Source organism: Streptomyces paromomycinus (genome assembly GCF_003865155.1).
Taxonomy (GTDB): Bacteria; Actinomycetota; Actinomycetes; order Streptomycetales; family Streptomycetaceae; genus Streptomyces; species Streptomyces chrestomyceticus.
Genome location: NZ_BHZD01000001.1, coordinates 8,041,172 through 8,067,834, shown reverse-complemented (window position 1 = coordinate 8,067,834; position 26,663 = coordinate 8,041,172). Strand labels below are relative to the sequence as shown.

The following is a 26,663-nucleotide window of genomic DNA, read 5'->3' as shown; positions in this document are numbered from 1 at the left end:
ATGGCCGCGGTCCTCCCCCGGCAGGGGCAGCCGGTGTCCCCCGGTCGTCGGCTCTGCGACGGCCGGGGGACGGCGCGGTGTGCGGGGCGGGCCGGGCTCAGGCGGTGAGTTCGGCGGCCAGTGCGCGCAGCGCGAGTTCGTAGGAGCCGATGCCGAAGCCGGCGATCGTACCGCTGGCCACCGCCGCGATCACCGAGTTGTGGCGGAACTCCTCGCGGGCGTACGGGTTGGAGATGTGCACCTCGACGAGCGGCGCGGTGCGCTGGGCGGCGGCGTCCCGCATGGCGTACGAGTAGTGCGTGAACGCGCCGGGGTTGAGGACGACCGGAAGCGATCCGTCCGCCGCCTCGTGCAGCCAGCGCACCAGCTCGCCCTCGTCGTTGGTCTCCCGGACCTCCGCCTCGAAGCCCAGTTCCTTGCCGAGCGCCGTGCACCGCTCGACCAGCCCGGCGTAGGACGTGGCGCCGTACACGTCGGGCTCGCGGGAGCCCAGGCGGCCGAGGTTGGGCCCGTTGAGGACCAGCACGCGCCTCACGCGGCGATCTCCGCGTGCGCGGCGAGCAGCATCGCCGGGTCCGGGCCCTCCAGGACGGTGGGCTTGGCCAGGCCGTCCAGGACGATGAAACGCAGCCGGTCGCCGCGCGTCTTCTTGTCGACCTTCATCGTCTCCAGCAGCTTGGGCCACTGGTCGCCGCGGTAGGTCAGCGGCAGGCCGACCGCGCCCAGGACGGCGCGGTGCCGGTCGGCGGTCGCGTCGTCCAGCCGGCCGGCGATCCGGCCCAGCTCGGCGGCGAAGACCATGCCGACGGAGACGGCGGCGCCGTGCCGCCAGTTGTAGCGCTCGTTCTTCTCGATGGCGTGCGCCAGGGTGTGCCCGTAGTTGAGGATCTCGCGCAGGCCGGACTCCTTGAGGTCCGCGGAGACGACCTCGGCCTTGACCCGGATGGCGCGCTCTATCAGCTCGGCGGTGTGCGGCCCGTCGGGGCGCTTGGCGCCCTCGGGGTCGGACTCGATCAGCTCCAGGATCGCCGGGTCGGCGATGAAGCCGGCCTTGATGACCTCGGCGAGCCCGGACACGTAGTCGTGGACCGGGAGGGAGTCCAGCGCGGCCAGGTCGCACAGCACACCGGCCGGCGGGTGGAAGGCGCCGACCAGGTTCTTGCCCTCGGCGGTGTTGATGCCGGTCTTGCCGCCGACCGCGGCGTCCACCATGCCGAGCACGGTGGTCGGTACGGCGATCCAGCGCACCCCGCGCAGCCAGGTCGCGGCGACGAAGCCCGCGACGTCGGTGGTGGCGCCGCCGCCGACGCCCACGATCACGTCGGTGCGGGTGAAGCCGGTCTGGCCCAGCGCCTTCCAGCAGTACGCGGCGACCTCGGCGGTCTTGGCCTCCTCGGCGTTGGGCAGCTGGACGGCGATGGCCTCGTAGCCCTGGCCCGCCAGGTCCTCGCGCAGCGCCTCGCCGGTGGCGGCCAGCGCCTCCGGGTGCAGCACGGCGACGCGCTGGGCCTTCTTGCCGATCAGGCCCGCCAGCTCGCCCAGCAGCTGCCGGCCGACCAGGACCTCGTACGGGTCGGTGCCCGCGGTGCCGCCGACCTGGATACGGGTGGCCTGCTCCGTCACGGGTGTTCCTTCCTCCCGGGCGTGCCGGGGGCCGCGGCGTCCGCCGCCGGCGTCCCGGCCTCCGGTGATGTGTGTAGCTGCAATGCGTCCAGTACGGCCGCGGCGACCTCTTCGGGCGTCCGGCTGTCCGTGGCGACCACGGCGCGCGCGACCTCCGTGTACAGCGGGCGGCGCGCCTCCATCAGCTCGCGCCACCGCTGCCGCGGGTTGACGGCGAGCAGCGGGCGCGGCGCGTCCAGCCCCACGCGCCGTACGGCGTCGGCCAGTTGGACGTCCAGGAAGACGACCGGCAGGCCGGTCAGCAGGGCGCGGGTGCCCTCGTCCATGATCGCGCCGCCGCCGAGCGAGAGCACCCCGGGGTGGCTCTCGACCGCGGCGCGTACGGCCTGTCGCTCCAGGTCACGGAAGTGCGGCTCGCCGTGGTCGATGAAGATTTCCGGGATGGGCTTGCCCGCGCCCGCCTCGATGTCCGCGTCGGTGTCGCGGTACCCGGCGCCGAGCCGCTCGGCCAGCAGGGCCCCCACGGTGGACTTCCCCGCGCCCGGGGGGCCCACCAGCACCACGAGCGGCGGCGTCACTTGATCGCCAGGCCGTCGAGGAAGGACCGCACGTTGCGGCGGGTCTCCGGCACGCTGTCGCCGCCGAACTTCTCCGCCACCGCGTCGGCCAGCACCAGCGCGACCATCGCCTCGGCGACGATGCCGGCCGCGGGGACCGCGCACACGTCGGAGCGCTGGTGGTGCGCCTGCGTGGCTTCGCCGGTGGCGACGTCGACGGTGGCCAGCGCGCGCGGGACGGTCGCGATGGGCTTCATCGCGGCCCGTACGCGCAGCAGCTCGCCGGTGGTCAGGCCGCCCTCGGTGCCGCCGGAGCGGCCGGTGGTGCGGCGGATTCCCTCGTCGGTCGAGACGATCTCGTCGTGCGCCTTGGAGCCGGGCACCCGGGCCAGGTCGAAGCCGTCACCGACCTCGACGCCCTTGATGGCCTGGATGCCCATGAGGGCACCGGCCAGCCGCGCGTCCAGCCGCCGGTCCCAGTGGACGTGCGAGCCGAGGCCCACGGGCACGCCGTACGCCAGCACCTCGACGACGCCGCCGAGGGTGTCGCCGTCCTTGTGGGCCTGGTCGATCTCGGCGACCATCGCCGCGCTCGCCTCGGGGTCCAGGCAGCGGACCGGGTCGGCGTCCAGGCGCTCCACGTCCGAGGGCTTCGGCACCACGCCGTACGGCGCCTTGGCGGCGGCCAGCTCGACCACGTGCGAGACGATCTCGATACCGGCCGTCTCCTTGAGGAAGGAGCGGGCGACCGTGCCGAGGGCGACGCGGGCCGCGGTCTCGCGGGCGGAGGCGCGCTCCAGGATCGGGCGGGCCTCGTCGAAGCCGTACTTCTGCATACCGGCCAGGTCGGCGTGGCCGGGGCGGGGCCGGGTCAGCGGGGCGTTACGGGCCAGTTCGGCCAGCTCCGCCTCGTCGACCGGGTCGGCCGCCATGACCTTCTCCCACTTGGGCCACTCGGTGTTCCCGACCATGATCGCGACCGGCGAGCCGAGGGTGCGTCCGTGCCGGACACCGCCGAGGAAGGTGACCTCGTCGCGCTCGAACTTCATGCGGGCACCGCGGCCATAGCCGAGCCGGCGACGGGCCAGGGCGTCCGCCACCATGTCCGTGGTGATCGGGACGCCGGCCGGGAGGCCCTCCAGCGTCGCCACGAGTGCGGGGCCGTGCGACTCCCCCGCCGTCAGCCAGCGCAACCTGCTCAACGATGCTCCTCATGTCCTGCTACTGCGCGAACAGTCTTCCCCTGATCCTCCCACGTCCGCGCCGGTGCACCGCTGCCCGTCCAGGAACCGGACCACCGGCCGGACGGGCCGGACGGGTCACCGCCCCGCGAGCGCCGCCTCCCCCGCCGCGCGCATCGCTTCCAGGGGCGCCGGGGACCGCCCCGTCATCTGCTCCACTTGCAGTACGGCCTGGTGGACGAGGAGGTCCAGGCCGCCCACGACCGCCCCGCCGCGCGCGCCCCACGCGGTGGCGAGGGTGGTCGGCCAGGGCTCGTACAGGACGTCGAAGAGGGTGCCGGGCTGTTCGAGTACCTCGGCGGCCAGCGCGTCGGTGGTCCCGGCCGGAGTGGTGGCGATCACCAGCGGCGCCTCGAAGGCCCCGGCGGCCTGCGACCAGTCGGCCGTACGGACGGCGACGCCCAGCCGCTCGCCCCAGCCGCGCATCTCCGCTGCGCGCGCCTCGCTGCGTACGTAGGCGGTCACCTCGCCCGCACAGATGCGGGACAGGGCCGCGAGCGCGGAGGAGGCGGTGGCACCGGCGCCCAGGATCGCGGCCCGTTCGACCTGCTGCACACCGCGCTCGCGCAGGGCGGCCAGCATGCCCGGGATGTCGGTGTTGTCGCCTGTGCGCCGCCCGTCCTCGGTGAAGACGACGGTGTTCACGGCCTCCACGGAGGCGGCGGTGTCGCTGATCCCGTCCAGCAGCGGGATCACCGCGCGCTTGAGCGGCATGGTCAAGGAGAGGCCCGCCCAGCCGCCGTCCAGCCCGGCCATGAAGCCGGGCAGCGCGGCCTCGTCGATCTCGTGCCGGCCGTACTCCCAGCCGGTCAGGCCCAGTTCGGTGTAGGCGGCCCGGTGCAGGACCGGGGAGAGGGAGTGGGCGATCGGCGACCCGAGGACCGCCGCACGGTGACGGCCCTGGACTTCACTGGACATGGTGCTCCTCAGCTCGGACCCGCGAAACGATAGACGAACCGCGCGCGGGGGCCGAGGCGCCCCCGGTCCCGGCCGGGCCGCCCGTCTTCCGGCGGCCCGGCCGGGACCGGCCCGTGCCTCCTACCGCTTGCGCTTGTTGAACTCCGCGACCAGCTTCTCGTGGTCTGTCAGGTTGGTCGTGAAGTCCGTCTTCTTGCCGTCGATCGAGATGAAGAACAGCCACTTGGCGCTCTGGTCCGGGTCGATCGACGCCTTCAGCGCGTCCTCGCCCGGGTTGCCGATCGGGCCGGGCGGCAGGCCCTTGTAGAAGTACGTGTTGTACGGGTCGTCGTAGTTGCGGATCTCGCGCGTACTGATGTCGATCTTGCTCTGGTTCTTCAGGTAGTTGTACGTGGAGTCGAATTCGAGCTTCTGGTTGGTGACCGTGTTGCTCGTCGCCAGCCGGTTGTAGACGACCGCGGCCATCTTCCGGAAGTCGTCGTGGGTGATGCCCTCGGCCTGGGTGAGGCTGGCGACCGTGATCAGGTCCAGCGGCGACTTCAGGTCCAGCTTCCTGGCGTTCTCCTCCAGGTCGTACTTGGCGTACTCCCGGTTGGCCCGCGCCACCATCTCCTTGAGGACGTCCTCCGGCTTCGCCTTGCCGCTGACGCTGTAGGTGGACGGGTAGAGGAACCCTTCCAGCGGGTCCTTGATCTTCGGGTTGCTGTTCGCCCAGGAGGGCAGCCCGAGGTTCTTCACCTGCGCGGCGGCGACCTCCTTGGTCGTGCCGGACTTCAGGTGCAGCTTCTTGTCGATCAGGTCGTAGACGGCACCGTTGCGCAGGCCCTCGCGGACCGTCAGGCCGTTGCGGCTCTTGGGGTCCAGCATGAGCTGCACCGCGGACGCCGCGGACATCTGCTTGCGCAGCGAGTAGGCGCCGGCCTGGAGCTGCTTGCCGCTCGCCGCCTCCGTGAAGGCGTCCGCGCTCTTGACGACGCCCGCCTCCTTGAGGATCAGGCCCATCTTCAGGAGGGAGGCGCCGGACGGGATCTGGACCTGGACGTCCCCGCTGCCCTCGCCCTCGAAGTCGGGAGCCGAGCCGAAGTGGCTCTGCCAGAAGTCGTAGCCGAAGTAGGCGACACCGCCACCGCCGACGACGAAGACACCGGCGACGATCAGGCAGGCCATCCGGCTGCGCTGTTTGCTCTTGCGGCCGCGGCGCTCGCGGCCGGCGCGGCGTTCCTCGCGCGGGTCGGTGTCGTCGTCGTAGCCGTCGTCGCCGTCCCGGTCGTCCTTGAAGAAGGAGTGCGCCGGGTCGCGTACCTGCTCGTCCTGCTCGGGACCGGGAGCGGCCCGGAAGTCGTCGCCGGGCGGGGACGGGTGCGGCGGCTGGCTCAAGTGCTCCGGCCGTACCGCCTCGAACTGGGCGGTCTGGGCGATCCGGTCCCCCTGCTCGCCCTGTCCCTGCGGTCCGTGCGGACCGGGCTGGCCGTGCGGCCCGGACTGTTCGTGAGGACCGGGCTGCCCGTGGGGCCCCGGCTGTCCGGCCTGCCCGTGGGCCCCCGGCTGCCCTGCCTGGCCGTGCGGCTCCGGCTGCCCCGCCTGCTGCTGCCGGAGGTGCTGGGGCTGCGGCGGCGGGTAGGCGTCCTGCGTCCCGTAGTAGTCGGGGCTCTGGCCGCTGTACGGGTCGACCGGCGGGTGCTGCCCGTACGGGTCGTACGGGGCGCCGCCCTGGGAGGCGTCCCAGCCGCCGCCGTACTGCTGCTGGACCGGAGGGTACGGGCCGGACAGCTCGTCCCACTGCCGGTCCTGCGGCTGCTGCCCGTAGGGCTGCTGCGGACCGCCATGGCCACCGTGCGGCTGACCGCCGTGACCGCCATGCTGCGGACCACCGTGCTGCTGGCCACCATGGCCACCGTGCTGGCGGCCCTCCTGCTGCTGACCGCCGTAAGCGTTCTGCTGCTGCGGGCCGCCGTACTGCTCCCCGTAGGGACCTTGCTGAGGTTGTTGCGGCTGGCCCCCGTAACGACCCTGGTCTCCGTAGAGAGGGTCGTCGGGATGCCACGGTTCGGAGCCGTAGCCCCGGCCATACTCAGTCATCGATCCCCTAGAGCCGCGAGGCGGTGCGCTCCAGAGTGGCAGCGCCTGCGGTACCGACCGCCTCTTTCTGCACGTGCGGTTGTTCGATCCGCCGCTACGTCGCGCGGAACGTTACCGTACCGCGATCAGATGACCACTTCGACGCTCTCTCCGGGTGGCTGTCCAGACACCCGTTCGGTCTCCAGTGCGCTCTGCAGAATCACCACGGCAGCGGCCTGATCCACCACCGAACGTCCCTTTTTGCTCCGCACTCCCGAGGCCCGCAGCCCCTGGGTGGCTGTGACGGTTGTCATGCGCTCATCGACGAGGCGTACCGCCACCGGAGCGATCCCGCGCGCCATCTCCTGCGCGAAGGCCCGCACCTTGGCCGCGGCCGGCCCCTCTCCCCCGTTCAGGGAGCGGGGCAGGCCGACGACGACCTCGATGGGCTCGTACTCCTCGACAATGGCCCGAAGCCGCCGGTGCGCGGCCGGGACGTCCCGGCCCGGCACCGTCTCCACGGGGGTCGCGAGGACCCCGTCGGGGTCGCACGAGGCGACCCCGATCCGGGCGTCACCGACGTCGATGGCGAGGCGCCTGCCGCGTCGCATCTCACTCACGCGCTCAGGCCGCCTCGGCCACGAGACGCTCGACGGCCTCGATCGCCTCGGGCACCGCGGCGGCGTTCTGGCCGCCGCCCTGGGCGACGTCCGGCTTGCCGCCGCCACCGCCACCGAGCGTCTTGGCAGCCGTACGGACCAGGTCACCGGCCTTGATGCCGCGCTCGCGGGCGGCCTCGTTGGTGGCGATCACGGTCAGCGGGCGGCCGTTGGCGACGGTGAACAGGGCGACCACGGCCGGGCGGTCGCCCGGGATGCGGCCGCGCACGTCCAGCACCAGCTTGCGCAGGTCGTCGGCGGAGGTGCCGTCGGCGACCTGGGCGGCGGCCAGCGCGACACCCCGTACGTCCTTGGCCTCCTGGGCCAGCCCGGCGGCGGCCTGGAGGACCTTCTCGGCGCGGTAGCGCTCGATCTCCTTCTCCGCCTCCCGGAGCTTGGCCAGCATCCCGGAGACCTTCTCGGGCAGCTCCTCGGGACGGCCCTTGACCAGCTCGGTCAGCTGCGAGACGACGGTGTGCTCGCGGGCCAGGAAGTGGTACGCGTCGGCGCCGACCAGGGCTTCCACCCGGCGCACGCCGGAGCCGATGGAGGACTCGCCGAGCAGCTTGACCAGGCCCAGCTGGGCGGTGTTGGCGACGTGCGTGCCGCCGCACAGCTCCTTGGAGAAGTCGCCGATGGTCACCACACGCACCTGGTCGCCGTACTTCTCGCCGAACTCGGCGATGGCGCCCTGCTTCTTGGCGTCCTCCATGCTCATGACCTCGGCCTGGACGTCCAGCTCGCGGGAGAGCACCTCGTTGATCCGCTGCTCGACGTCGGTCAGGACCGTGCCGGGCACGGCGGCCGGCGAGCCGAAGTCGAAGCGGAAGCGGCCCGGGGAGTTCTCCGAGCCGGCCTGGGCGGCGGTCGGGCCGAGCGCGTCGCGCAGCGCCTGGTGGGTGAGGTGGGTGGCGCTGTGGGCGCGGGCGATGGCCCGGCGGCGCTTGACGTCGATGGTGGCGTACGCGGCCGAGCCGACCACGACCTCGCCGACCTGGACGACACCCTTGTGCACCGTGACGCCGGGGACCGGCCGCTGCACGTCGCGGACCTCGACGACGGCGCCCGACTCCAGCCGGATGCGGCCGGTGTCGGCGAGCTGGCCGCCGCCCTCGGCGTAGAAGGGGGTGCGGTCCAGGACGATCTCGACCTCGTCGCCCTCGTGGGCGGCGGGGGCGGCGGTGCCGTTGGCCAGCAGGCCCACGACGGTGGACTCGCCCTCGGTGTGGCTGTAGCCGGTGAAGACGGTGGCGCCGGCCCGGTCGGCGACCTCGCGGTAGGCGGACAGGTCGGCGTGGCCGTGCTTCTTGGCCTGGGCGTCGGCCTTGGCGCGCTCCCGCTGCTCCTTCATCAGCCGGCGGAAGCCGTTCTCGTCCACCGAAAGGCCCTGTTCGGCGGCCATTTCGAGGGTGAGGTCGATGGGGAAGCCCCAGGTGTCGTGGAGCAGGAACGCCTTGTCGCCGGAGAGCACCGTGCCGCCGCCGGCCTTGGTCTCGCTGACGGCGGTGTCCAGGATGGTGGTGCCGGCCTTGAGCGTCTTGAGGAAGGCGGCCTCCTCGGCGAGGGCGACCGTCTCGATGCGCTTGCGGTCCTCCAGCAGCTCCGGGTACTGCTGGCCCATCGTCTTGATGACGACGTCCAGCAGATCGGCGACGACCGGGCCGGTGGCGCCGAGCAGGCGCATGTTGCGGATGGCGCGGCGCATGATGCGGCGCAGCACGTAGCCGCGGCCCTCGTTGCCGGGGGTGACGCCGTCGCCGATGAGCATGGTGGAGGTGCGCATGTGGTCGGCGACCACGCGCAGCGACACGTCGGTGTCCGCGCCGGCGCCGTAGCGCACACCGGTCAGCTCGCCGGCCTTGTCGATGACGACCCGCAGGGTGTCGGTCTCGTACATGTTGTGGACGCCCTGGAGGATCATCGCCAGGCGTTCCAGGCCGAGGCCGGTGTCGATGTTCTGGCTGGGCAGGTCGCCGAGGATCTCGAAGTCGTCCTTCGAGGTGCCGGCGCCCCGCTCGTACTGCATGAAGACCAGGTTCCAGATCTCCACGTACCGCTCGTCGTTGACGGCCGGGCCGCCCTCGACGCCGAACTCGGGGCCGCGGTCGTAGTTGATCTCGGAGCAGGGGCCGCACGGGCCCGGGACGCCCATGGACCAGTAGTTCTCCGACTTGCCCAGGCGCTGGATGCGCTCCTTGGGCACGCCGACGACCTCGTGCCAGATGCGCTCGGCCTCGTCGTCGTCCAGGTAGACCGTGACCCAGAGGCGTTCCGGGTCCAGGCCGTAGCCGCCGTCCGCCTGCGAGCTGGTCAGCAGCTCCCAGGCGTACTTGATGGCGCCTTCCTTGAAGTAGTCGCCGAAGGAGAAGTTGCCGCACATCTGGAAGAACGTGCCGTGCCGGGTGGTCTTGCCGACCTCTTCGATGTCCGGCGTGCGCACGCACTTCTGGACGCTGGTGGCGCGGTCGAAGGGCGGCTTGACCTCGCCGAGGAAGTACGGCTTGAAGGGCACCATGCCCGCGGGGACCAGCAGCAGGGTCGGGTCGTCCGCGATGAGCGACGCCGACGGCACTACGGTGTGCCCGCGCTCCTCGAAGAAGCGCAGCCAGCGGCGGCGGATTTCAGCCGACTCCATCAGTGGTCCTCATTTCCGGTCGGTCCGGTCGGGCCGGGTGTTCTTGTTCGGTGCTGCGTGAGCTGGTGCTGCGTGCTGCGGTACTGCGTCGTTTCGAGTGCGCCGCGGGAGCGTGCCGGCGGCAGTTCGCGGGCGTCGCCCGGGTCCGTCAGGCCCAGCGCTTCGTGGAGCTGCCCTTCACGGTCCGCCATTCCCGTCCGGACGTCCAACGCGAATTGGCGCAGCCGCTGTCCGGTCTCGACGGCCTTGTCGGCGGCCTGCGCCGCGAGGCTGTCGGGCTGGAGCTTGCGCAGCTTGCGGTTGACCTTGGTGGTGGCCCAGACTCCGGCGGCGGCGCCGGTGGTGAACCAGAATGCGCGGCGGAACATCGCGGCGATCAGTCCTTGGAGCGACGGTTGCGGCGCCCGCCTCGGCGGGCTGCGGGCAGGGTACGGCCGACGACGGTGCGCTTCGGCTCGGGCGGTGCGCCCTTCTTGCCGATCGCGCGGCGCACCCCGTAGCCGAACGCCGCGACCTTGACCAGCGGTCCGCCGAACGCGGAGGAGACGGTCGAGGAGAGCGCGGAGGCGTTGGCGGTGACCTCCTGGACGTCGGAGGCGATCGCGTCGACGCGGGCGAGCTGGGTGTGCGCGGAGCGGACGGTCGCGGACGCGTCGGCCAGCAGCGGTACGGCCTGTTCGGACACCTCGGCGACCATCTTGGTCGTCGCCTTGAGCGTCTGCGCGAGCCTCACCAGCGCCAGGGCCAGGAAGGACACGAGGATCGCCCAGAAGACGGCCACGAGGATCCCGGCCACCTCTCCACCGGACACGTTGGCACCACTCTCCGACTGACTTGTTCTGGTTTCGTCCCGCTCGAACGGCAGAGCCCGAGCCTATCGCGCCGCGGCCGCCGGCCCGTACCGCGTTCCCCGTGCGGCGCGGGGCCCACCGCCGGGCGATTGTACGGTGCGCACACCTGCGAGTACGCTCCGTGTTCCATGCGACGCTCCATGCGCCCCGATCCCTTCCCCCGGGTTTCCCGCCCCTTCGCCGCGCGCCTGCGGGTGCCCGGGAACCTGCCCGCGGAGCTCACCCGGTTCGTCGGCCGTGACGGTGAACTCGCCGCGCTCGCCGGTCATCTGGAGTCCGCCCGGCTGGTGACGGTCACCGGTGTCGGCGGGGCCGGGAAGACCCGGCTCGCCACCCAGGCCGCGGAGATCTTGCAGGATCGCTTCTGCGACGGGGTGTGGCTGGTCGAGCTGGCTGCCCTGCGCCACGGCGGCCTGCTGGACCACGCCGTGGCCGAAGCACTGGGCCTCGCCGACCACACGGGCCGGCCGCCGCGCGCCGCGCTCCGCGACCACCTCGCCGGACGCGAGCTGCTGCTCGTCCTGGACGGGTACGAGCACCTGGTCGACGACTGCGCCGTGCTCGCCGCCGACCTGCTGCGACGGGCGCCCGGCCTGCGGGTCCTGGCGGCGGGCCGGCGCCCGCTCGGGCTGCCCGGCGAGCAGAACCTGCCGCTGCCGCCGATGGACGGCCCGGACGCGGCCGCCCTCTTCCACGACCGCGCCGCTGCCGTCGTGCCCGGCTTCCGCACCGACGCGGACGGCGAAGCCGCCGTCGCCGAGCTGTGCCGGCGGCTCGACGGCATCCCGCTCGCCCTGGAACTGGCCGCCGGGCGGCTGCGGGTCCTGTCGGTGGCACAGCTGCTGCACCGGATCGACGACCGCTTCCGGCTGCTGACCGGGGGTGCCCGTACCTCTCCCCCGGCCTTCCCGGCGTCCCCGGAGCCGGGCACCCCACCGGCACGTCACCAGACCCTGCGGACGACGATCGGCTGGAGCCACGAGCTGTGCACCCCCGCGGAGCGCCTGCTGTGGGCGCGGCTCTCCGTCTTCGCCGGGCAGTTCGACCTGGACGCCGCCGAGTACATCTGCTCCGGCCCCGACCTGCCCGCGGACGAACTGCTCGACGTCCTCGGTGAACTGGTGGCCCAGTCCGTGGCCGTACGGGAGGAGACCCCGGCGGGCCTGCGCTACCGGATGCTGGACACCGTGCGGGAGTACGGGGCCGGCTGGCTGGAAGCGCTGGGCGACGTCGAGCGGCTGCGCCGCAGGCACCGCGACTGGTACGTGGGCCTGGCCACCTGGTGCGAGCTGGACTGGTTCAGTCCGCGGCAGGCCGAGGTCGCCGCCCGTATCGAATGCGAGCTGCCCAACCTGCGGATCGCCCTGGAATACAGCCTCGACAGCTCCGGAGACGCGCACCTGGGCCAGTACCTGGCAGGCACCTTGTGGTTCTACTGGGTCGGCTGCGGCCGGCTCTCGGAAGGGCGGCACTGGCTTGACCGCTCCCTGGAGCTGGACAGCGAGCACGACGACGCACGCCTCAAGGCCCTGTGGGTGGCCGGGTACGTGGCGGTGCTCCAGGGCGACGCGGTCGGCGCGCTGGGCGCGCTGCGGGAATGCGGCGAGGAGGCGGAGCGCGCGGGCAACGCCACCGCGGCCGCGTACGCCGTGCACCGCACCGGATGCCTCGCACTGGTCCGCGACGACATGCCGCGCGCCGAGCGGCTGCTGCGCGACGCGCTCTCCCGCTACCGGGACATCGGCGAACTCAACAGCAACGTACTGATGGCACAGGTCGAACTGGCGATGGCGGTGGCCTTCCAGGGCGACATCGCGGAGGCGGTGCGGCTGTGCGAGGACGTACAGCAGGTCTGCGACGACCACGGGGAGCGGTGGGCCCTGGCGTACGCGCTGTTCGTACTGGCCTACGCGGCCTGGAACCGCGGCGAGGCGGCGCGGGCGCGCGCGCTGCTGGAGGAGTGTCTCGCCATCGACCATGCCTTCCACGACCTGCTGGGCGCGGTGCTGGCCGTCGAGCTGCTGGCGCTGGTCACCCTCGGCGAAGGCGATCCGGCGGAAGCGGCGCTACTGCAAGGGGCCGCCGGGCGGATCTGGCCCTCGGTCGGGCTGCCGCTGTTCGGCTCCCGCTACTACAACCAGCCGCACCAGCTGTGCGAGGAGCAGGCGCGGGAGCTGCTGGGAGCGGAGCGGTACGAGCGCTGCGCGCGGGCCGGCAGCCGGCTCGACCTGGACGCGACGGTCGCCCGGATTCTGAGCGACGGCGACAGCGACAGCAGCGGCAGCGGCAGCGGGGACGCACGGCCGGACGGCGCCGTACCCGGCCTGCGGGCCACACCACCGGGGCCACGCCCGGAAAACAGCGAACCCGCCGCCTCCCCCACCGCGAGCGGCGGGGAGACGACGGGCTGAGCACGCGGCTGTCCGCGCGCGGGGCGCGCGGACCGATCCGTGCGGCGCCTACGCCTGGATCAACGGGCGTAGTACTCGACGACGAGCTGCTCGTCGCAGATCACCGGGATCTCCTTGCGCTGCGGGTCACGGTCCAGGCGGAACGCCAGGGCCTTCAGGTTGACCTGCAGGTAGCGGGGGGTCTCACCGTCGGGGGCGTAGCCACCCTCACGCGCGACCTGGAAGGGGTGCTTCTCGCGGCTGCGCTCGCGGACCATCACGACGTCGTCGGGACGGACGCGGAAGGACGGCTTGTCGACCTTGCGGTCGTTCACCGAGATGTGGCCGTGGACGACCATCTGACGGGCCTGGTAGATCGTCCGGGCGATGCCCGAACGCAGGACGAGCGCGTCCAGACGGCGCTCAAGCTCGATGATCAGCGCTTCGCCGGTCTTGCCTTCGACCTTCCGAGCGCGGTCGTAGGCACGCGCCATCTGGCGCTCGCTGATGTCGTACTGCGCACGCAGACGCTGCTTCTCCAGCAGACGGACCTTGTAGTCACTGTTCTGCTTGCGGCCACGGCCGTGCTCGCCGGGCGGGTAGGGACGGGCCTCGAAGTACTTGACGGCCTTCGGCGTCAGGGCGATGCCGAGAGCGCGCGACTTCTTGACCTTGGGACGCGACTGGTTCACGTGGAACGGACCTCCGTGTAGGTTAGGTTAGGCTTACCTTACTTCGAGGAGAACGCATGTTTCGACCTGGGATCCCCCTGCCCGGTGCTGGTCAGAGCACCGGGACGGGTCAGCCGCGTCCCGTGGAAGACGCCCAGCAGCCAGCCGCCGCCGAGCGCGTACGAACCCTCGTCGAGTCCAATGGTATGGCCTCGCTGAGCATCCCCGGAATCGAGGACCCCGACGACGCCGGACTCTCGTCCCCAGTATGCCGTACGGTCACCAGTGCTGGTGACGTGCTCCTCCTGGTTCCCGGGGACTCCGCGGCCGCCAGGGCCGCCGCCCACGCCCAGGACGACGACCTGACCGCCGTGATGGAGATCACCGATGTGGCACCCGTCTCGGTGCCGCACCGCATCCGCGGCCGGGCCTGGGTGGCGGGCTGGCTCACCCCCGTACGCAACGAGGACCGCGCCCGCGCGGCCATGCTGCTCGCCGAACGGCACCCGGTCGGCGAGCTGCTCGGCATCGGCGAGGCCCTGCAGCCGGACCCGCCGCCGGGCATGTTCGGCCGGCCCGCGTGGATGATGCTGCGCATGGAGGTCGGCGAGGCGGCCGTGGACGACCTGTGGGGTGCCCAGGCCGTCGAGCCGGACGAGTTCGCCCGGGCCGAACCCGACCCGCTGGCGGCCCACGAGGCGGAGCTGCTCCAGCACCTCCACTCGGCCCACAGCGACCAGGTCCGCGGTCTGTGCACGCTGCTCGGGGACCGCTCGCAGCGCGCGTGCGACTTCCGCGACCGGGCCGTACCGGTGGCCCTGGACCGCTTCGGCCTGCGGGTCCGCTTCACCGACGACGCACACCGCTCGTTCGACGCCCGCTTCGACTTCCCGGAACCCGTCCGCGACGTCGCCGAACTCCGCCGCGCCATGCACACCCTCTTCGACGCGGCCGCGTCCGGATGACCACGGCAGCCGCTCCTCGCCGGACGGGCCGGCAACCGGCCCGTCCGGCGATCGGGAAGCCGTGCAAAAGCCCTTGAGCCACCGCGTCACAGATAGAGCGCCCGGTTGACCGGAATGCCCTGCTCCGCGCAGCCCCGCTCGTAGTGGTCGATGAACCAGAAGACGTCGATCACCTCCGTCACCCGGTCCCGCTCGTCGAGGAACTCCACCGGCCCGTTCAGCCAGAAGACGGTCTTCATGCCCTCGTCGGAGACCAGGGTGTGGGTACGGCCCGGACTCTCCCGGACGAAGTCGCCGGGGCGGCCGACCCAGTCGTACTCCAGGTAGCGCCAGCTGCCGTCGAGCACATAGCCCGAGACCGGCCCGCGATGGCGGTGCCGGCCCAGCACGCCCCCCGCCTGCACCCACAGGACGTTCGCGGCCGAACTGCTGCGGATGTCGAACGTCAGATGCTTGATCATCACCTGCGGGGCGAACGGGATCCAGGGCGAGTCCGCCGCCGCGATGTGCCCTTCGGGCAGCGCGTACTGGTCCCGGCGCCGGTCGATCCGCGCTTCGGTCTCGGCCAGACTGTCCGCATCCGGATTCGAGCTGATCGTCATGGCGGGATCCTTCCTGTCGGTGCCGGGGCGAACGCGCAGGCACCGCCATGGTCGACGCTCCCCGCCCCGGAACGACAGTCGCCTTCCGGACGGCCGGGTCAGCAAGAATCAGCCCGTCCGGCGCTTGAGGACGGCCCTCGGCCACGAGCGGCCCGCACCCGGCACGCAACCGTCCGCCCGCGTCCCCGCGTCCACGGTTCCCCGCCGCGAAGCCGGTCCCGCGTCTACGGCTCCTCGCCGCGAAGGCGCCCCCGTACCCGGTCCGTCACATCCGCATACCGCGCCTCGGCGCCGTACCGCGTAGGCGCGTAATACCGCTTGCCGTGCACCTCGTCCGGCGCATACTGCTGGGCCGCGATCCCGCCGGGCAGGTCGTGCGGATACTGATAGCCCTTGCCGTGGCCCAGTTTCTCGGCGCCCTTGTAGTGGCTGTCGCGCAGATGCGCCGGCACCGGGCCCGCCAGACCGGCCCGTACGTCCGCGAGGGCCGCGTCGATGGCCAGGTAGGCCGCGTTGGACTTGGGGGCCAGCGCCAGCGCGATCGTGGCCTGGCTGAGCGTGATCCGGGCCTCCGGGAAGCCGATCAGCGCGACGGCCTGGGCCGCGGCCACCGCGGTCTGCAGGGCGGACGGGTCGGCGAGCCCGATGTCCTCGCTCGCCGAGATCATCAGCCGGCGGGCGATGAACCGCGGGTCCTCGCCCGCCTCGATCATCCGCGCGAGGTAGTGCAGCGCCGCGTCCACGTCGGAGCCGCGGATCGACTTGATCAGCGCGCTGGCAACGTCGTAGTGCTGGTCACCGGCCCGGTCGTACTTGACCGCGGCCCGGTCGACGGACTCCTCCAGCGTCTGGAGGGTGATCTCCTTCTCCCCCTTGGAGATGGCCGACCCGGCCCCCGCCTCCAGGGCCGTGAGCGCCCGGCGCGCGTCGCCGCCCGCGATGCGCAGCAGGTGCGCCTCGGTGTCCTCGGGCAGGGTGACCGCGCCCGCCAGCCCCCGCGCGTCCGTCAACGCGCGCTTGAGCAGGCCGCGCAGGTCGTCGTCGGTGAGCGGTTCGAGCGTCAGCAGCAGCGAGCGGGAGAGCAGCGGGGAGATCACCGAGAAGTACGGGTTCTCGGTCGTCGCGGCGATCAGCGTCACCCAGCGGTTCTCGACGGCGGGCAGCAGGGAGTCCTGCTGGGCCTTGCTGAAGCGGTGGATCTCGTCGAGGAAGAGGACGGTCTCCTTGCCGTAGCCGCCCGAGGCGCGGCGCGCGCCGTCGATGACGGCGCGGACTTCCTTGACGCCCGCGGTGATCGCGGAGAGCTCCACGAAGCGCTTGTTCGTCGCCTGGCTGACCACGTACGCGAGGGTGGTCTTGCCGATGCCGGGCGGGCCCCACAGGAAGACGGAGGACGGGCCGGCAGGTCCGCCGTTGCCCTCGCCGACCAGGCGGCGCAGCGGCGATCCGGGCTTGAGCAGATGCTGCTGGCCGACCACCTCGTCGAGGGTGCGCGGACGCATCCGTACGGCGAGGGGTGACCCGGTGGGGTCTTTCTCCTGGCGGTCTTCGGCAGCGGCGGTGAACAGGTCGGGCTCCACGCTGAGAGCCTAATTCACCGCACTGACAATGCCGCCGGGCAGCCGGTTCCCCGGCCGCCCGGCGGCGTCGTCCGAAGCCCGGACCGGCCTCAGAGCAGCGAGCTCCAGTACGACCACCACTTGGTGAGGATCAGCAGTGCGATCACGCCGTACCAGAGCACCGGCACGACCCAGTGGAACTCCAGCACGGCCTTCCGCAGGCCGGCCGGCGCGGGGATGATGCCGTGCTTGAGGTTGTGCACGGTGGTGTACCAGAACATCAGGATGGTGACGCACCAGGTCAGCGTGCACCACAGGCACAGCGAGTTGATGACGTACAGCGACTGCGACATCAGCCACATGCAGAAGACGGAGGCGGCGAGGGTGCCGATGTTCAGCCCGATCCAGTACCAGGCGCGGTAGCGGGCCCCGGCGAGCAGGCCGACGCCGATCCCGATGACCACGCCGAAGGCGATGAGACCGGCGACCGGGTTGGGGAAGCCGAAGACCTCGGCCTGCGGGCTCTGCATCACGCTGCCGCAGGAGACGATCGGGCTCAGGCTGCAGGCCGGCTTGAAGTTCGGGTCCTTCAGCAGCTCGATCTTGTCCATGGTGATCACCCAGGACGCGAGCAGCCCCAGGGCGCTGGTGATCACCAGCAGCCAGGCCAGGCCCCGTCCCGAGCCGGTCGGGCCGCCGCCGCGGCCCGGGTGATCGTCGCCGGTGGACACGTCGTCAAGCGCTGTCGTCGTCATATCGCCGTTCCGTCGGTGCCGTGGGGAGTGAGCGGGCGGCGCGTTCCAACTGGCGCGCGCCGGGCCCTCATTCTGCCCCAACCGGACACCTGACCACTGTTCGATGCGCATAAAGACCCCCTTCCGAGCCACCGCGCGCGCAGCGCGGTGGACGGCCGGAAGGGGGTCTCTACACGACGACAGCGGCCCCGTACAGAGGCGGCCGGGATCAGCCGAGCCTGCGGCGGACCTCTTCGGCCACCGAGTCGAGCGCGACCGGGGTCTGCTCGCCGCTCTCCAGGTCCTTGAGCTGCACGACGCCTTCGGCCAGATCCCGCTCACCGGCGACGACCGCGAGGCGGGCGCCCGAGCGGTTCGCCGACTTCATCGCGTTCTTCAGACCCTTGCCGCCGTACGCGAAGTCGGTGGCGACCCCGGCCCGGCGCAGCTCGGTGACGGTGGCGAACAGGGTCCGCCGGGCCTCCTCGCCGAGCGGCACGGCGAAGACGGCGGTGCTCGCGGGCAGCTCCAGCTCGACGCCCTCGGCCTCCAGCGCGAGGACCGTGCGGTCCACGCCGAGCGCCCAGCCCACCGAGGGCAGCGCGGGGCCGCCGATCATCTCGGACAGGCCGTCGTAGCGCCCGCCGCCGCCGACCGCGGACTGCGAGCCGAGGCCGTCGTGGACGAACTCGAAGGTGGTACGGGTGTAGTAGTCCAGGCCGCGCACCAGCTTCGGGTCGTCCTCGTAGGCGACGCCCGCCGCGGTCAGCAGCTCGCGCACCTGCTCGTGGTACGCCTTGCACGCCTCGCACAGGTGGTCGCGCAGCAGCGGCGCGCCCACCAGCTGCTTCTGCACGTCGGGGCGCTTGTCGTCGAGGACCCGCAGCGGGTTGATCTCGGCGCGGCGGCGGGTGTCCTCGTCCAGGTCGAGCCCGTACAGGAACTCCTGGAGGGCGGCCCGGTAGACGGGGCGGCACTCCTTGTCGCCGAGCGAGTTCAGCAGGATGCGGAAGTTCTTCAGGCCCAGCGACCGGTAGGCGTCGTCGGCCAGGATGATCAGCTCGGCGTCCAGCGCCGGGTCCTCGGCACCGATGGCCTCGGCGCCGACCTGGGAGAAGTGGCGGTAGCGGCCCTTCTGCGGGCGCTCGTAGCGGTAGTACGAGCCGGAGTACCAGAGCTTGACGGGGAGGTTGCCCGTCTTGTGGAGGTTGGCCTCCAGGGCGGCGCGCAGCACCGAGGCGGTGCCTTCGGGGCGCAGCGCGAGCTTGTCGCCGCCCTTGGTCTCGAAGGCGTACATCTCCTTGGTCACGATGTCGGTGGACTCGCCGACGCCGCGTGCGAACAGCTCGACGTTCTCGAATCCGGGCGTCTCGACGTAGCCGTAACCGGAGCGCTTGAGGGGTCCGGAGATCGCGTCGCGGACCGCCAGGTAGGTGGCGGACTGCGGCGGGATCAGGTCGTAGGTGCCCTTGGGGGCCTTGAAGGTGCTCACGGAAGTTCTCGTCACATTCCTCGTCGCGGAGCCGGGCTGTGCGGTGCGCCGTCTCCGAGGCCGGCGGCCACCTCCCGCAGGAACGGGTTGGTGGCGCGCTCGCGGCCGATGGTGGTCTGGGGGCCGTGGCCGGACAGTACGACGGTCTCGTCCTGGAGGGGCAGGCACACCCGCTCCAGCGACCGCAGTATCTCGGCGTGGTCGCCGCCCGGCAGGTCGGTACGTCCGATGGAGCCGGCGAACAGCAGGTCGCCCGAGAAGAAGACCGGCGGGCACCCCTGATTTCCAGAAGTGGCGGCCTGCTCGGGCATCCGGAAGGTCACCGACCCCTTGGTATGGCCCGGGGCGTGCGCGACCGAGAACTCCATCCCGGCCAGCTCCAGCCGCGCGCCGTCGCCCAGCTCCTTGACGTCGTCCGGCTCCCCCACGGTCAGCTCGCCCATGAGCTGCTGCCCGATGGAACGGCCGAGGGCCTTCTCCGGGTCGCTCATCATGTAGCGGTCGGCGGGGTGGATCCAGGCGGGCACGTCGTGCGCGCCGCACACCGGGACGACCGAGGCGACGTGGTCGATGTGTCCGTGGGTGAGGACGACGGCGACGGGCTTGAGCCGATGCTTCTTGAGCGCTTCCTCGACGCCCTGGGCGGCCTGGTGGCCCGGGTCGATGATCACGCACTCCTCACCCGCGGCCGGGGCGACCAGGTAACAGTTGGTCCCCCAGGCCCCGGCGGGGAACCCGGCAATGAGCACGTTCGTCCTCAACAATCGACAGCGGCGGACGGATCACCGGCGGCGATCCGGAAGATTTCGGCTGTTGAAGAGCCTACCGGCGGGACTCCCGCCCCGGCGAACCCGTATACGGTACGGCCCACGGCAGACCTCAGCGCACACCTAGGAGACGACCGGTGGTCAGCAGCGATCAGCGGCGGCGGCAGCTCGCCCGCGAGAAGTACGAGCGCCAGCAGCAGCGGCGTGCCGCGGCCCGGCGCAAGCACAAGCGCCGCAACGTGATCGTCGCGGCGGCCGTGGCGGTCGCGCTGGCCGCCGGCGCGGCCGCGTACGCCTCGGTCGGGCTGGCGGGCGGCGGTGACGACACGGTCGACGCGGCGGCGCCGAGCCCGAGCAAGGCCGCCGACCCGTGCGGCAAGCCGGCGCCGGGCTCGCCGTCCAAGAAGACCTGGAAGAAGGAGCCGGAGATGTCCGTCGACACCTCCGCGGCGTACGCGATGAAGCTGCAGACGACCTGCGGCGACATCGGCATCAAGCTGGACGCCGCGAAGGCGCCGCACACCGTCAACTCCTTCGCGTTCCTGGCGGGCGAGAAGTTCCTCGACCACAGCAAGTGCCACCGGCTGGTCGACCAGGGCATCTACGTCCTCCAGTGCGGCGACCCGACCGGCACCGGCGCGGGCACCCCCGGCTACACCGTCCCGGACGAGAACCTCAAGGACCCGAAGCTCAAGGGCGACATCTACCCGGCGGGCACGGTCGCGATGGCCAACCGCTACGACGGCAAGAGCGACAAGACCCGTAACAGCGGCGGCAGCCAGTTCTTCCTCGTCTACCAGGACAGCAAGCTGCCCCCGAACTACACGCCGTTCGGCACCGTCACCGAGGGCATGGACGTCCTGAAGAAGATCGCGGCAGCGGGCTCCGTCCCCGACCAGGCGACGGGCAACACCGCGCCCAACGCGACGGTGGTGATCGACCGGGCGACCGTCACCAAAACCTGACCCGGGTGCGCCCCCGGGCACGCCGGAGGCGCCGCCGCGGTGGGCGAACCGCAAATTTCGGTCGTGCTGGATGCGGACAGCCGGCCCGCCGGTCGCCTAGATTGGCGTTGTGTAGGGTGCCTGCTCCGACGGCTGCCACCCGCACCCGCAAGACACCCGTCGGACCGGCCGGGGCGCTGCCCCGCCGGACAGAAACTGTGGACGATGCCGGGGGGCGACGCGCTCTCGTCGGCATCATGTGGAGGAGGCGCTGTGAGCAGCGACCCATGGGGCCGCGTCGACGAGACGGGGACCGTGTACGTGCGTACCGCCGACGGCGAGCAGGTCGTCGGATCGTGGCAGGCGGGAACTCCCGAAGAGGCCCTCGCCTACTTCGAGCGCAAGTATGAGGGCCTGGTCGTCGAGATCGGCCTCCTCGAACGGCGGGTCAGGACCACCGACCTGTCGGCCAAGGACGCGACGGCCGCGATCGACCACCTGCGGCAGCAGGTGGACGAGCACCACGCGGTGGGTGACCTGGACGCGCTGCGCAAGCGGCTGGACCAGCTCGTCACCGATGTCGAGGCGCGCCGCGAGGAGCGCAAGGCGCAGAAGGCGCGGCAGAGCGACGAGGCCCGGCAGGCCAAGGAGAAGCTGGTCGCCGAGGCCGAGGAGCTGGCGGCCAGCGAGCAGTGGCGGGCGGCCGGCGAGCGGCTGCGGGCCCTGGTGGACACCTGGAAGGGCCTGCCGCGGCTGGACCGCAAGGCGGACGACGAGCTGTGGCACCGCTTCTCGCACGCCCGCTCGGCGTTCTCCAAGCGGCGCAAGGCGCACTTCGCGTCGCTGGACGCGCAGCGCGAGGAGGCCCGGAAGACCAAGGAGCGGCTGGTCTCGGAGGCCGAGGCGCTGTCCGGTTCGACGGACTGGGGGCCCACCGCGGCCCGTTACCGCGAGCTGATGGCCGACTGGAAGGCCGCGGGCCGCGCCCAGCGTGAGCACGAGGACGACCTGTGGAACCGCTTCCGCGGCGCCCAGGACGTCTTCTTCCAGGCGCGCAGCGAGGTGTTCGCCGAGCGCGACGCCGAGCAGCGGGAGAACCTGACGCGCAAGGAGGAGCTGGTCGTCGAGGCGGAGAAGCTGCTCCCGGTCTCGGACCTGAAGGCGGCGCGGGCCGCGTTCCGTTCGATCAACGAGCGGTGGGAGGCCATCGGCCATGTGCCGCGGGACGCCCGCCCGAAGATCGAGGGCCGGATGCACGCGGTCGAGCGCGCCATCCAGGAGTCCGAGGAGGCCGAGTGGCGCCGGACGAACCCGGAGGCGCGGGCGCGCGCCGCGGGTCTGACCGGGCAGCTCCAGGACGCGGTCGACAAGCTGCAGAAGCAGATCGACGCGGCCCGCGCGGCCGGCAACGACGCCAAGGCCGACAAGCTCGGCCGCGAGCTGGAGGGCCGGCAGGCGCTGCTGGACCAGGCGCTGAAGGGGCTGGAGGAGTTCGGCGGTAAGTAGGCAGCAGGACGAGGGCCCCGGTACGGCATGCCGTACCGGGGCCCTCGTACGTGGTCGTTACGGGCGCCGTGCCGAGGTCACGCGGTACACGTCGTACACGCCCTCCACACTCCGTACCGCCTTCAGGACGTGCCCAAGATGCTTCGGGTCGCCCATCTCGAAGGTGAAGCGGGAGGTCGCCACCCGGTCGCGGGACGTCTGGACGGCCGCGGACAGGATGTTGACGTGCTGGTCGGACAGGATGCGGGTGACGTCCGACAGCAGCCGGGAGCGGTCCAGCGCCTCGACCTGGATGGCGACCAGGAACACCGAGGACTGGGTGGGCGCCCACTCGACGTCGAGGATGCGCTCCGGCTGCTTGGACAGCGAGTCGACGTTGACGCAGTCGGCGCGGTGCACCGAGACGCCGTTGCCGCGGGTGACGAAACCGATGATCGGGTCGCCCGGCACCGGCGTACAGCAGCGCGCCAGCTTCACCCACACGTCGTCGACGCCCTTGACCACCACGCCCGGGTCGGCGCTGGAGCGCCGCTTGGAGCGCGGCCGGATCGGTGTGGACTCGGCGATGTCCTCGGTCGCCTCGTCCTGCCCGCCGAGCGCCTGGACCAGCTTCTGCACGACGCTCTGCGCCGTGACGTGGCCCTCGCCGATGGCGGCGTACAGGGACGAGATGTCCGGGTAGCGCATCTCGTGCGCGAGGGTGACCAGCGAGTCCCCGGTGAGGATGCGCTGGATCGGCAGGTTCTGTTTGCGCATCGCGCGGGCGATGGCGTCCTTGCCCTGCTCGATGGCCTCGTCGCGGCGCTCCTTGGAGAACCAGGCGCGGATCTTGTTGCGGGCGCGCGGCGACTTCACGAAGCCGAGCCAGTCCCGGGAGGGTCCGGCGCCGGGCGCCTTGGAGGTGAAGACCTCCACGAGGTCGCCGTTGTCGAGGGTCGATTCGAGCGGGACGAGCCGTCCGTTGACGCGGGCGCCTATGGTCCGGTGGCCGACCTCGGTGTGCACCGCGTAGGCGAAGTCCACGGGAGTGGCACCGGCGGGCAGCGCTATCACGTCACCCTTCGGCGTGAAGACGAAGACCTCGTTGCGGGACAGGTCGAAGCGCAGCGACTCCAGGAACTCGCCCGGGTCCTCGGTCTCCTTCTGCCAGTCCAGCAGCTGGCGCAGCCACGCCATGTCGTTGACTGTGTCTTGACCGTCGGCCTTGTTCTTCGGTACGTCGGTGCGCACCTTGGACGCGCCGGCCACCGCCTCCTGCTTGTACTTCCAGTGCGCGGCGATGCCGTACTCCGCGCGCCGGTGCATGTCGAACGTACGGATCTGCAGCTCGACGGGCTTGCCGCTGGGACCGATCACGGTCGTGTGCAGCGACTGGTACATGTTGAACTTGGGCATCGCGATGTAGTCCTTGAACCGCCCCGGGACCGGGTTCCACCGGGCGTGGACGGTGCCGAGCGCCGCGTAGCAGTCACGGACGGTGTCGACGAGGACGCGGATGCCCACCAGGTCGTAGATCTCGGCGAAGTCACGGCCCCGCACGATCATCTTCTGGTAGACGCTGTAGTAGTGCTTCGGCCGGCCCGTGACGGTGGCCTTGATGCGCGCCGCGCGCAGGTCGGCCTGGACCTCGTCGGTCACTATGGCCAGATATTCGTCGCGCTTGGGGGCGCGCTCGGCGACGAGCCGCACGATCTCGTCGTACATCTTGGGGTAGAGGATCGCGAAGGCGAGGTCCTCCAGCTCCCACTTGATGGTGTTCATGCCCAGGCGGTGCGCCAGCGGAGCGTAGATCTCCAGCGTCTCGCGGGCCTTCTTCTCCTGCTTCTCGCGCTTGAGGTAGCGCATGGTGCGCATGTTGTGCAGCCGGTCGGCCAGCTTGATCACCAGGACCCGGGGGTCCTTGGCCATCGCCACGACCATCTTGCGCACGGTCTCGGCCTGCGCGGCCTCGCCGAACTTGACCTTGTCCAGCTTGGTGACGCCGTCCACCAGCAACGCGACCTGGTCGCCGAAGTCGCGGCGCAGGGTGTCCAGGCCGTACTCGGTGTCCTCGACGGTGTCGTGCAGCAGGCCCGCCATCAGGGTGGCCGGGTCCATACCCAGCTCGGCGAGGATCGTGGTCACCGCGAGCGGGTGGGTGATGTACGGGTCGCCGCTCTTGCGCTTCTGACCGCGGTGCCAGCGCTCGGCGACCTGGTAGGCGCGTTCCACCTGCCGCAGGGTGGCGGTCTCGATCTTCGGGTCGTTGCTGCGCACGATCCGCAGCAGCGGTTCGAGGACCGGGTTGTACGGGCTCTGCCGCTGCACGCCCAGGCGCGCCAGGCGGGCCCGTACCCGGTTGGAGGAGCCGGTGCGGCCGGTGTAGACGGGCGGCGTGGGCTTGGCGGCCGGCACGGGGGACGCGGCGGGCCGGACGGCGGGCGGCTGCGACCTGGGCACGCCGGTGCCCTCGCTGTTCTTCTGCGCACCCGAGCCCTGCGCACCCGAGGCAGCCGCGTCCGCGGGGCCGGGCTGGTCCGGATGGGCGGACGGCGACGCCCCCGGGCGGAGTCCGGGAGAAAGCGGCTGGGCCTCGTCTGGCAAGAGCACTCCTCAAAGGGGGTCCGGACCACAAGACCACGAACGGGTCGGGCTGCCATGGTATCGACCTCGGCGCTCCGGCTCTTCCGCGGCCGCCGGGTCCGTACATGACAGCAAAAGGGCATCCGGGTTTGTTCCGGATGCCCTTTTGCTCGCTCTTTGCGGAATTCCGCGCGTACGGAGGCGGCTAGGCCACCGCCGTACGGACGGCCCGCAGGCCCATCAGACCGTGATCAGCGACTCCAGCGGAGCGCCCTTCAGGCCCGGCCCCAGCCGCTGCCGCCCGGCCAGGAAACCCAGCTCCAGCAGCACCGCCACACCGGCGACCTCGGCCCCGGCCCGCCGGACCAGCTCCAGCGACGCCTCGGCCGTACCGCCGGTGGCCAGCACGTCGTCGATCACCAGCACCCGGTCGCCGGGCGCGAGCGCGTCCGCGTGTATCTCGATCTCGGCCGCGCCGTACTCCAGGTCGTACGCCTGGCGGAGCGTCGCGCCAGGCAGCTTGCCTGCCTTGCGTACGGGCACGAAGCCGATGCCGGCCCGTACGGCCACCGGAGCGGCCAGGATGAATCCGCGCGCCTCCAGGCCCACGACCTTGTCGGCCTCGTACCGCTCGCACAGCGACACGAACGCGTCGGTCAGCGCGCCGAAGGCGGCCGGGTCCGCCAGCAGCGGCGTGATGTCCTTGAACACCACGCCCTGCTTCGGGTAGTCCGGCACGTCCGCGATCCGGCTGAGCAGCAGCTCCCGCAGGCCGTCGGGGGCGCTCATCGGCGCTTGCCCGACGGGCGGCCGCGGCCGCGGTTGCGGGACGCGGGCTGGGTGCGCTGGCCGACCATGCTGCCGGCCGCGTCCTCGTCGGTCTCCGCGTCCTGCGGCAGGTCCTCGTCACCGGCGCCCTGCGCGGTCTCCTGCTGCTCCGGCGCGTCGGCCTTGGCGGCGGCCGCGGCGCGCTTCGCGCGCACCCGCTTGGCCAGCGCCTTCATCTCCGGGTCGCGCTCCTTGAAGTCGGCGACCAGCGGGGTCGCGATGAAGATCGAGGAGTACGCACCGGCCGCGAGGCCGACGAACAGGGCGAGCGAGATGTCGTTGAGCATCCCGGCGCCGAGCACACCGCCACCGACGAAGAGCAGACCGGCGACCGGCAGCAGCGCCACGACCGTGGTGTTGATGGAGCGCACCAGGGTCGAGTTGATGCTGCGGTTGGCCAGCTCGCTGTAGGTGAAGCGGGTCTGCTTCCCGATGTCCTTCGACGCTTCCTTGAGGCTGTCGAAGACCACGACGGTGTCGTAGAGGGAGTAACCGAGGATCGTCAGCAGACCGATGACGGTGCCCGGGGTGACCTCGAAGCCGACCAGCGCGTACACGCCGACCGTGATCGTGAGGTCGTGGATCAGCGCGATCAGGGCCGCCAGCGCCATCCGCCACTCGAAGGCGATGGCGAGGTAGATCACCACCAGGATCATGAAGATCCCCAGGCCCAGCCAGGCCTTGTTGGCGATCTCCTCACCCCAGCTGGGGCCGACGAGCTGGGTGTTGATGTCCTTGACCGGGACGTTCAGGTCCTTGGCTAGGGCCTCCTGCACCGGCAGCGACTGCTGGGTGTCCAGCTCGCTGATCTGGATGCGCAGACCGCCGTTGCCGAGCTTCTGGACGGTGGCCTGGTGGCCCTCCGCCGCGGCCTCGGCCTTGTGCTCCGCCTCCGTCGCGGAGACGGAGGTCTTCGGGGTGGTGAAGACCGCGCCGCCGGAGAACTCGATGCCCATGTTCAGGCCGCGCACCGCCAGGCCGACGATGGCCGTGATGGTGATCAGGATCGAGATGCCGTACCAGATCTTCCGCTTGCCGATGAAGTCGTAACCGACCTCACCGCGGTAGAGCCGGGCGCCGATGTTGCCGAGCTTCGACATC

Annotated in this window: 23 protein-coding genes; 4 read left to right on the top strand and 19 right to left on the bottom strand. The window is 71.6% G+C overall.

The window, feature by feature from the left end:
• Positions 1-97: 97 nt before the first annotated feature.
• The 10 genes from aroQ to OEIGOIKO_RS34845 form a co-directional block, all read right to left on the bottom strand.
• Positions 98-535 (bottom strand): type II 3-dehydroquinate dehydratase, encoded by a 438-nt coding sequence (gene aroQ / locus OEIGOIKO_RS34895; RefSeq protein ID WP_125057382.1) that lies wholly within the window; start codon positions 533-535, stop codon positions 98-100.
• Complete coding sequence (gene aroB / locus OEIGOIKO_RS34890) at positions 532-1,623, bottom strand: 3-dehydroquinate synthase (protein ID WP_030999404.1); 1,092 nt, start codon at positions 1,621-1,623, stop codon at positions 532-534. Before aroB ends, aroQ begins: the two co-directional genes overlap by 4 nt.
• Entirely contained in the window at positions 1,620-2,201 is a 582-nt protein-coding gene (locus OEIGOIKO_RS34885) for a shikimate kinase (RefSeq protein WP_125057381.1), read from the bottom strand. Before OEIGOIKO_RS34885 ends, aroB begins: the two co-directional genes overlap by 4 nt.
• A complete protein-coding gene (gene aroC / locus OEIGOIKO_RS34880; RefSeq protein WP_125057380.1) occupies positions 2,198-3,382 on the bottom strand; it encodes a chorismate synthase in 1,185 nt (394 codons plus the stop codon). The genes OEIGOIKO_RS34885 and aroC overlap by 4 nt, the downstream gene beginning before the upstream one ends.
• Positions 3,383-3,499: 117 nt before the next feature.
• Positions 3,500-4,339, bottom strand: coding sequence for a shikimate dehydrogenase (locus OEIGOIKO_RS34875; protein WP_125057379.1), 840 nt, complete (start codon positions 4,337-4,339; stop codon positions 3,500-3,502).
• A gap of 120 nt (positions 4,340-4,459) precedes the next feature.
• On the bottom strand, positions 4,460-6,418 hold the full coding sequence (gene mltG, locus OEIGOIKO_RS34870) for an endolytic transglycosylase MltG (protein ID WP_125057378.1): 1,959 nt from the start codon (positions 6,416-6,418) through the stop codon (positions 4,460-4,462).
• A 125-nt stretch (positions 6,419-6,543) separates the two neighbouring features.
• Entirely contained in the window at positions 6,544-7,008 is a 465-nt protein-coding gene (ruvX, locus tag OEIGOIKO_RS34860) for a Holliday junction resolvase RuvX (protein ID WP_125059350.1), read from the bottom strand.
• Between the two features lie 13 nt (positions 7,009-7,021).
• Positions 7,022-9,691: an alanine--tRNA ligase gene (alaS, locus tag OEIGOIKO_RS34855; protein WP_125057377.1), complete on the bottom strand. Its 2,670-nt coding sequence runs from the start codon at positions 9,689-9,691 to the stop codon at positions 7,022-7,024.
• Entirely contained in the window at positions 9,691-10,059 is a 369-nt protein-coding gene (locus OEIGOIKO_RS34850; protein WP_125057376.1) for a DUF6167 family protein, read from the bottom strand. Before OEIGOIKO_RS34850 ends, alaS begins: the two co-directional genes overlap by 1 nt.
• An 8-nt stretch (positions 10,060-10,067) precedes the next feature.
• Complete coding sequence (locus OEIGOIKO_RS34845; RefSeq protein ID WP_174856498.1) at positions 10,068-10,502, bottom strand: DUF948 domain-containing protein; 435 nt, start codon at positions 10,500-10,502, stop codon at positions 10,068-10,070.
• A 168-nt stretch (positions 10,503-10,670) separates the two neighbouring features.
• Between OEIGOIKO_RS34845 and OEIGOIKO_RS34840 the strand changes: the two genes are divergently transcribed.
• Positions 10,671-12,953 carry an ATP-binding protein gene (locus OEIGOIKO_RS34840; RefSeq protein ID WP_125057375.1) on the top strand — a complete coding sequence of 761 codons (2,283 nt, stop codon included), beginning with the start codon at positions 10,671-10,673 and terminating at the stop codon, positions 12,951-12,953.
• Positions 12,954-13,012: 59 nt separating this feature from the next.
• On the opposite strand, the gene rpsD is transcribed toward OEIGOIKO_RS34840, so the two are convergent.
• Entirely contained in the window at positions 13,013-13,624 is a 612-nt protein-coding gene (rpsD, locus tag OEIGOIKO_RS34835; RefSeq protein WP_030023487.1) for a 30S ribosomal protein S4, read from the bottom strand.
• A 185-nt stretch (positions 13,625-13,809) separates the two neighbouring features.
• Between rpsD and OEIGOIKO_RS34830 the strand changes: the two genes are divergently transcribed.
• Positions 13,810-14,568 (top strand): DUF2470 domain-containing protein, encoded by a 759-nt coding sequence (locus OEIGOIKO_RS34830; protein ID WP_125059348.1) that lies wholly within the window; start codon positions 13,810-13,812, stop codon positions 14,566-14,568.
• Between the two features lie 86 nt (positions 14,569-14,654).
• Here OEIGOIKO_RS34830 and OEIGOIKO_RS34825 read toward each other — a convergent pair whose 3' ends face one another.
• From OEIGOIKO_RS34825 to OEIGOIKO_RS34805, 5 genes are all read right to left on the bottom strand, one after another.
• Positions 14,655-15,170: a 2,4'-dihydroxyacetophenone dioxygenase family protein gene (locus OEIGOIKO_RS34825; protein WP_125057374.1), complete on the bottom strand. Its 516-nt coding sequence runs from the start codon at positions 15,168-15,170 to the stop codon at positions 14,655-14,657.
• A 224-nt stretch (positions 15,171-15,394) separates the two neighbouring features.
• The gene (locus OEIGOIKO_RS34820; protein ID WP_125057373.1) at positions 15,395-16,750 is read right to left on the bottom strand and encodes a replication-associated recombination protein A; all 1,356 of its coding nucleotides are present in this window, start codon (positions 16,748-16,750) and stop codon (positions 15,395-15,397) included.
• Positions 16,751-16,839: 89 nt separating this feature from the next.
• Positions 16,840-17,484, bottom strand: coding sequence for a vitamin K epoxide reductase family protein (locus OEIGOIKO_RS34815; RefSeq protein WP_125057372.1), 645 nt, complete (start codon positions 17,482-17,484; stop codon positions 16,840-16,842).
• Between the two features lie 208 nt (positions 17,485-17,692).
• On the bottom strand, positions 17,693-18,955 hold the full coding sequence (gene hisS / locus OEIGOIKO_RS34810) for a histidine--tRNA ligase (protein WP_125057371.1): 1,263 nt from the start codon (positions 18,953-18,955) through the stop codon (positions 17,693-17,695).
• An 11-nt stretch (positions 18,956-18,966) separates the two neighbouring features.
• Entirely contained in the window at positions 18,967-19,704 is a 738-nt protein-coding gene (locus tag OEIGOIKO_RS34805; RefSeq protein ID WP_125057370.1) for an MBL fold metallo-hydrolase, read from the bottom strand.
• A 155-nt stretch (positions 19,705-19,859) separates the two neighbouring features.
• Between OEIGOIKO_RS34805 and OEIGOIKO_RS34800 the strand changes: the two genes are divergently transcribed.
• Together OEIGOIKO_RS34800 and OEIGOIKO_RS34795 are read left to right on the top strand one after the other, a co-directional pair.
• Entirely contained in the window at positions 19,860-20,687 is an 828-nt protein-coding gene (locus OEIGOIKO_RS34800) for a peptidylprolyl isomerase (RefSeq protein ID WP_125057369.1), read from the top strand.
• Between the two features lie 252 nt (positions 20,688-20,939).
• The gene (locus OEIGOIKO_RS34795) at positions 20,940-22,172 is read left to right on the top strand and encodes a DUF349 domain-containing protein (RefSeq protein ID WP_125057368.1); all 1,233 of its coding nucleotides are present in this window, start codon (positions 20,940-20,942) and stop codon (positions 22,170-22,172) included.
• Positions 22,173-22,229: 57 nt separating this feature from the next.
• On the opposite strand, the gene OEIGOIKO_RS34790 is transcribed toward OEIGOIKO_RS34795, so the two are convergent.
• From OEIGOIKO_RS34790 to secF, 3 genes are all read right to left on the bottom strand, one after another.
• Positions 22,230-24,755, bottom strand: a complete 2,526-nt coding sequence (locus tag OEIGOIKO_RS34790) for a RelA/SpoT family protein (RefSeq protein ID WP_125057367.1) — start codon at positions 24,753-24,755, stop codon at positions 22,230-22,232.
• A gap of 219 nt (positions 24,756-24,974) precedes the next feature.
• Positions 24,975-25,523 (bottom strand): adenine phosphoribosyltransferase, encoded by a 549-nt coding sequence (locus tag OEIGOIKO_RS34785; protein ID WP_125057366.1) that lies wholly within the window; start codon positions 25,521-25,523, stop codon positions 24,975-24,977.
• Positions 25,520-26,662 (bottom strand): protein translocase subunit SecF, encoded by a 1,143-nt coding sequence (gene secF, locus OEIGOIKO_RS34780; RefSeq protein ID WP_125057365.1) that lies wholly within the window; start codon positions 26,660-26,662, stop codon positions 25,520-25,522. Before secF ends, OEIGOIKO_RS34785 begins: the two co-directional genes overlap by 4 nt.
• Position 26,663: the final 1 nt, after the last annotated feature.